The following is a 6,586-nucleotide window of genomic DNA, read 5'->3' on the forward strand; positions in this document are numbered from 1 at the left end:
GGAGCCGGGGGGGAGAGGGGCGGCGCGACGCTGGCGGATGTGTCGCCCGTCGCGACGTCTTCGGAAGGGGCGCTCCCCTCTCACGACCCCTGCTGACGCAGGGGCCACCCTCCCCCGCGGAGGGGGGAGGAATGCGCCCGTCGGGCATCGGTCCTCCGGTCACCGCCCATGACCCCCGCCCGCGCCGGCTTGCTGGCCCTCCTCCTCACCCTGGTCCTCGACCAGGCCTCGAAGATCGGGCTCTACCTCGGCACCGACCTCGTGCTGACCCAGCCATGGCGGCTGGGGCCGTTCGCCGACTTCGTGGTGGTCTGGAACCGCGGCGTCTCCTACGGGCTGTTCCAGCAGGAGAGCGGGCTCGGACGCTGGCTGCTGGTCATCCTGTCGCTGGCCGCCGCCCTCGGCCTCGGGCTCTGGATGCTGCGGGCGACCTCGCGGCTCCTGGGGGTGGCGCTCGGCCTCATCGTCGGAGGCGCACTGGGCAACGCCATCGACCGGGCCGCCTACGGAGCGGTGTTCGACTTCGTCCACCTGCATGCGGGCGGCTGGTCCTGGTACGTGTTCAACGTGGCCGACGCCGCGATCGTCGCGGGTGTGATCGGCCTGATCCTCGACAGCCTGCGCCCGTCCGGGCGAAGTGCGCAGACCGATCCGGCGCCGCGCCCGTGATCCGCGCAACACACAGGTGCTGCGCGTCTCGCGGCACTGGCGCAACTCGGTCAAGGCGCCATACGATCGCCGGAAATCGGTCCCAGGCCGGGACCCGTCGGATCAGGCCGCGTCGCGGCCGTCCCCGCGCCGGAACCCCGGCCGGAACCCGTGAGGCAGCATGACCGGGCACCGCAGGCTTCGTCTCATCCTCTCCGCCGCAGTCGCACTGACCCCGCTGCTGGCCGGCGGCGCACGGGCACAGGAGAGCGGCGAGTTCATGCGCGATGCGCTCTCCGGCATCGGCCTCTTGGAGAAGCGCCAGGACCCGATCGACTACCACGAGCGTCCGCCGTTGGTGATGCCGCCCAAGCTCGACGGCAAGGCGCTGCCCAAACCCCGGGCCCGCTCCACCAGCACGGCCTGGCCGAAGGACCCCGAGATCGCCGAGCGCGAGCGCGCGGCCGCGGAACGGCGCCTTCCCAAGGGCAATCAAGCCCAGGGCCGCTACGAGGACAACAACGCCACGCTCTCGGTGGACGAGATCCGGAACGGACGGCGCGCCGGCGCGAACGTGACCACCACGGCCGAGCGCAAGCCCGGCGACCACAACCGGGACGACAGCCTTCTCAGCCCGTTCGAGTTGCTGCAGGGCAAGAGCGCGAATGCCGAGCCCTCCGATGTCGAGCCGTCCCGCGACGTGCTCACCGATCCGCCGACCGGCTACCGGCAATCTCCGAAGAAGCTGGCCCAGCGGCCGACGGGCGACCCGATCAACAATGCCAGCCGCGAGCGCGAAGAGGCCGATCCCGGCACTTATCTGCGCCAGCGCGCGCAGCAGTAGCCCGTCCGCCGTGGCGCGGTTGCAACGGCGCTCCGGCATGGCGACATGAGATGTTTGTCCCGGTACGGCTCTTGCCCGCCGGCGACGAGGACGGCCGCGGTCTGGGCATGCGTCTCGCGACGAGGCGCGCACGGGAGCGGGGCCGGCAGAAGGAAAGCGGAATGCACCTGTTCAGGAAGGCGACGCCACCCCTCTTCCCGCTGCGTCCGGGTTCGCCCTACGGCGGCAGCGCCGGCCGGGGAGAGGCCGCGCCGTTCGGGCGCTCCGAGGCGGGCGGACCGGAAGTGACGGCCTTCACCCTCGACAACGGCCTCGACGTGGTGGTGGTCCCCGACCACCGGGCCCCCGTAGCCACCCACATGATCTGGTATCGCAACGGTTCGGCCGACGATCCGCTTGGCCAGTCCGGCATCGCCCACTTCCTCGAGCACCTGATGTTCAAGGGCACCGAGAAGCACCCGGTGGGCGCCTTCTCCAAGGCCGTGTCGGGCCTCGGCGGCCAGGAGAACGCCTTCACCAGCTACGACTACACCGCGTATTTCCAGAGGGTCGCCCGCGACCATCTCGGCACCATGATGGAATTCGAGGCCGATCGCATGAGCGGGCTCGTCCTCGACGACGCCATCGTGGCTCCCGAGCGCGACGTCGTGCTCGAGGAGCGGCGCATGCGGGTCGAGACCGATCCCTCCGCCCAGCTCTCCGAGGCGATGGCGGCCTCGCTGTTCGTGCACCATCCCTACGGCATCCCGATCATCGGCTGGATGCACGAGATCGAGGGCCTGAACCGCGAGCACGCGCTGACCTATTACAAGCGCTTCTACACCCCGGAGAACGCGATCCTGGTGGTGGCCGGCGACGTGACCCCGGACGAGGTCCGCCGTCTCGCGGAGGACACCTATGGCCGCGTCGCCCCCCAGGGAACGCGGCCCGAGCGCCTGCGGGCGCGCGAGCCCGAGCCGAAGGCGCTCCGCCGGGTCGCCGTGGCCGACCCGAAGGTCGAGCAGCCGACCCTGCAGCGGCTCTACCTCACCCCCTCCTGCATCACCGCCCGCAACGGCGGCTGCCACGACCTGGAGCTGCTGGCCGAGGTGCTGGGCGGCGGCTCGACCTCCTACCTCTACCGCAAGCTGGTCATGGAGACCGGCCTCGCGGTGAATGCCGGTGCCTGGTACATGGGCTCGGCGATCGACGAGACCCGATTCTCCGTCTACGCGGTGCCCGCCGAGGGCGTCTCCCTGGAGACGCTGGAGGAGGCCGTGGACAAGGTTCTGCGCCGGGCCCCCTCGGAGGCCCTGGGTGCCGAGGCTGTCGAGCGCGCCAAGACCCGGCTCGTCGCCGAGACTGTCTATTCGTCCGACAGCCAGTCGTCGCTGGCCCGCATTTATGGCTCGGCTCTGGCGATCGGCGAGACCATCGAGGAGGTCCGCCGCTGGCCGACCGACATCGAGGCGGTGACGCAGGACCGCCTCAAGACCGCCGCCGAGCGGTGGCTGACGCCGGCCCGCTCGGTCACCGGCTACCTGACCAAGGCGCAGGACCCCGACGCCCCGGTCGCGATGGCCGCGGAATAGGCTCAGGGCTCGTCCTGACGGTGCGGCATCCGGCCCATCGTCGGGGCGCGCATCAGACTGAGAGCCTTGGCCCGCTCCGCCGACGCCCGCGACAAGATTGAAGAGGTTTCCATGAGCTTGGCCGAGAACTTGGTCGACACCGCCGCCCCCGCCGCCAACTCGCCGACGACGGCGCTTCCGGTGACGACCGCTGCCGGCATCGAGGCGTGGCACGTCGAATCCCCCGTGGTCCCGATGATCGCGCTGGCCTTCACGTTCGAGGGTGGCGCGGCCCAGGATCCGGCCGGCAAGGCCGGCTGCGCGCAGATGCTGGCGCGGCTCCTCGATGAGGGCGCGGGCGACCTCGCCTCGGACGCCTTCCAGGAGCGGCTCGCCGCCCGGGCGATCGAGCTGTCGTTCCATGCCGGGCCCGACGCGATCGGGGGCTCGCTCAAGATGCTGGTCAAGCATGCCGAGGAGGGCATCGCGCTCCTCGCTCTGGCGCTGGCCAAGCCCCGCCTCGACCCGGACGCGATCGAGCGCGTCCGCGGCCAGGTCATCGCCGGCTTGCGCTACCAGCAGAACGACCCGGGTGTCCTGGCCTCGCGCCATTTCTTCAAGGAAGCGTTCGCCGGCCACGCCTACGCCCGCCCCTCCTCCGGCACCGTCGAGAGCGTCACCGCGATCACCCGCGAGGACCTGCTGGCGATGCATGCCCGCATCATCGGGCGCGGGCGTGTGAAGGTCGCAGCCGTCGGCGCGATCGGGGCCGAGCAGCTCGCGGAGGGCCTGAACCGCGCCTTCGGGGCCCTGCCGGAGGCCGGAGCGCTGAAGGCGGTGCCGCGAACGGAGGTGCAGGATCTCGGCCGGCGCATCGTCGTCGACCTCGACGTGCCCCAGTCGGTGATCCGCTTCGGCATGGCGGGCGTGGCCTGGCGCGATCCGGACTTCATCCCGGCCTACGTGCTGAACCATATCCTGGGCGGGGGCGCCTTCACGTCGCGCCTGTTCCAGGAGGTGCGCGAGAAGCGCGGGCTCGCCTACTCGGTCGGGACCTCTCTGGTCAGCCATCGGTCCGCGGCGATCACCTGGGGCTACACCGCCACCAAGAACGAGCGCGTCGGCGAGGCGCTGTCGGTGATCGGCGACGAGATCGGCCGGTTGATCGCTGACGGGCCCGACGACGACGAACTTCAGAAGGCCAAGGACTACCTCACCGGCTCCTACGCGCTCGGCTTCGACACCTCGACCAAGATCGCCCACCAGCTCGTGCAGATCGCCTTCGAGGAGTTGGGCATGGACTACATCGCCCGTCGCAACGCCCTGGTGGCGGCCGTCACCCAGGCCGACATTCGTCGCGCCGCCGCCCGCACCTTCGCGGACGGGCGCATGCTGGTGGTCGCCGCCGGCCGGCCGGTCGGGCTCTGAGAGCTCGTCGCGCGGGGTTCGGTCCGGAGGATCGGGCCCTGCGCGCGCAGGTTGTCGTGCGCGGCAAGCGCATGCCGCAGGCCAGCCGTGCGCTCGCAACCCGGGCGTCGATCCCTACGTGAGGCGTAGCGGAGCGAACCCCCGAAAGACATGCAGCTCACCGGCATCCACCACCTCACCGCGGTGACCGCCCGCGCGGCGGAAAACGTCGCGTTCTACACCCGCACGCTTGGTCTGCGGCTCGTGAAGAAAACGGTGAACCAGGACGACGTCTCGGCCTATCACCTGTTCTACGCGGACGGGCTGGCGAGCCCCGGCAGCGACATCACCTTCTTCGACTGGCCGGCGCCCCGGGAGCGGCGCGGCTCGAGCAGCATCACCCGCACCCATCTGCGCGTGCCGGGAGAAGGCGCGGTGGCGTGGTGGCACGCGCGCCTGCGCGAGGCCGGAACCGTGCTCGCCGAGCCCACCCTGCGCGACGGCCGCCTCACCGTCGATTTCGAGGATCCCGAAGGTCAGCGCCTCGCCCTGGTCGATGATGGCGGCACCGGCCCGGAGCACCCCTGGGACGCCTCGCCGGTGCCGGCGGCCTATCAGATCCGCGGCCTCGGCCCGATCCGGCTCTCGGTGCCGGCGCCCGGCCGCACCGCCGCCGTGCTGACCGAGGTGCTCGGCATGCGCCGGGCGCGGACCTTCGAGACGGGCGAAGGGCCGGTGGAGGTCTACGAAATGGGGCCCGGCGGTCCGGCCGCCGAGGTCCAGCTCCTGGCCGATGCTTTCGCGCCGGCGCAGCAGGGAGCGGGCGCGGTCCATCACGTCGCCTTCCGCATCCCGGACGCGGATTACGGCGCCTGGGCCGACCGTCTGAGGACCGCCCGGGTGCCGGCCAGCGGCCCGGTGGACCGCTACTACTTCCGCAGCCTTTATTTCCGCGAGCCCAACGGCATCCTGTTCGAGATCGCCACCGACGGTCCCGGCTTCACCACCGACGAGCCGCTGGAGACTCTGGGCGAGCGCCTCGCCCTGCCGCCGTTCCTGGAGCCGCGCCGGGCCGAGATCGAAGCCGGCCTGAAGCCGCTCCGGCCCAGCGGCGGGGGTTAAATATTCGAACGATTCCAGGCCATTCACTTCTTCGGCCGGTGTGATCCCGGAGCGCCTTGACGGGCGTGCTGCAACTGCGAAAGAAGCACCGAACGTATGTTTGCATCCGGATCCCGGCGAACTGGCTCGCGGGGTCCGCCCCCGCCGGGGCGAGGCGGCGGTCGTCCGCCGAACCTCATGCACCCCGAATACCCGGGGGAGCATGACCCGAGCATCAGAGGATTCGAGGACTGATCCGTCGATGAGCAAGTTCTACGAGGAGCGCGTTCTGTCGGTTCATCACTGGACCGACAACCTGTTCTCGTTCCGCACGACCCGGGACCCGGCGTTCCGGTTCCGCAACGGCGAGTTCACCATGATCGGCCTTGAGGTGGACGGGCGGCCGCTGCTGCGCGCCTACTCGGTGGTCTCGGCCAATTACGAGGAGGAACTGGAGTTCTTCTCGATCAAGGTCCAGGACGGCCCGCTGACCTCCAAGCTGCAGCACCTGAAGGTCGGCGACCCGATCATCGTCGGTAAGAAGCCCACCGGCACGCTGGTGCTCGACAACCTGCTTCCGGGCCGGCACCTCTACCTGCTCGGTACCGGCACGGGGCTGGCCCCGTTCCTGTCGATCATCAAGGATCCGGAGACCTACGACCGGTTCGAGAAGGTCGTGCTGGTCCACGGCTGCCGTCAGGTGCAGGAACTGGCCTACGGCGAGACGATCACGGAGGCCCTCCCGAAGCACGAGTTCCTGGGCGAGATGATCTCGAACCAGCTGATCTACTACCCGACCGTGACCCGGGAGCCGTTCCGCAACCGCGGCCGGATCACCGACCTGATGGTCTCTGGCAAGCTGTTCTCGGATATCGGCCTGCCGGAGATGTCGATCGAGGCGGACCGGTTCATGCTCTGCGGCAGCCCCGACATGATCCGCGACACCCGCGAGCTGCTCTCGGGCCGCGGCTACGAGGAGGGCAACCACGGCGAGGGCGGCCACTACGTCATCGAAAAGGCCTTCGTCGAGAAGTAG

At 70.3% G+C, this 6,586-nt stretch carries 6 protein-coding genes; all 6 read left to right on the plus strand.

Annotated elements, in window-relative coordinates:
• Nucleotides 1–168 precede the first annotated feature (168 nt).
• The 6 genes from lspA to Q8W67_RS17490 all read left to right on the plus strand — a co-directional run bounded on the left by lspA (nucleotide 169) and on the right by Q8W67_RS17490 (nucleotide 6,586).
• Nucleotides 169–669: a signal peptidase II gene (lspA, locus tag Q8W67_RS17465; protein ID WP_305547831.1), complete on the plus strand. Its 501-nt coding sequence runs from the start codon at nucleotides 169–171 to the stop codon at nucleotides 667–669.
• A 160-nt stretch (nucleotides 670–829) separates the two neighbouring features.
• A complete protein-coding gene (locus Q8W67_RS17470) occupies nucleotides 830–1,492 on the plus strand; it encodes a hypothetical protein (RefSeq protein WP_305547833.1) in 663 nt (220 codons plus the stop codon).
• A 161-nt stretch (nucleotides 1,493–1,653) separates the two neighbouring features.
• Nucleotides 1,654–3,063, plus strand: a complete 1,410-nt coding sequence (locus tag Q8W67_RS17475) for a pitrilysin family protein (protein WP_305547835.1) — start codon at nucleotides 1,654–1,656, stop codon at nucleotides 3,061–3,063.
• A 111-nt stretch (nucleotides 3,064–3,174) separates the two neighbouring features.
• A complete protein-coding gene (locus Q8W67_RS17480) occupies nucleotides 3,175–4,470 on the plus strand; it encodes a pitrilysin family protein (RefSeq protein WP_305547837.1) in 1,296 nt (431 codons plus the stop codon).
• Between the two features lie 150 nt (nucleotides 4,471–4,620).
• A complete protein-coding gene (locus tag Q8W67_RS17485; protein ID WP_305547839.1) occupies nucleotides 4,621–5,571 on the plus strand; it encodes a ring-cleaving dioxygenase in 951 nt (316 codons plus the stop codon).
• A gap of 241 nt (nucleotides 5,572–5,812) precedes the next feature.
• The gene (locus tag Q8W67_RS17490; protein ID WP_305547841.1) at nucleotides 5,813–6,586 is read left to right on the plus strand and encodes a ferredoxin--NADP reductase; all 774 of its coding nucleotides are present in this window, start codon (nucleotides 5,813–5,815) and stop codon (nucleotides 6,584–6,586) included.

The sequence above is a fragment of the Methylobacterium sp. NEAU K genome (genome assembly GCF_030700285.1).
Taxonomy (GTDB): Bacteria; Pseudomonadota; Alphaproteobacteria; order Rhizobiales; family Beijerinckiaceae; genus Methylobacterium.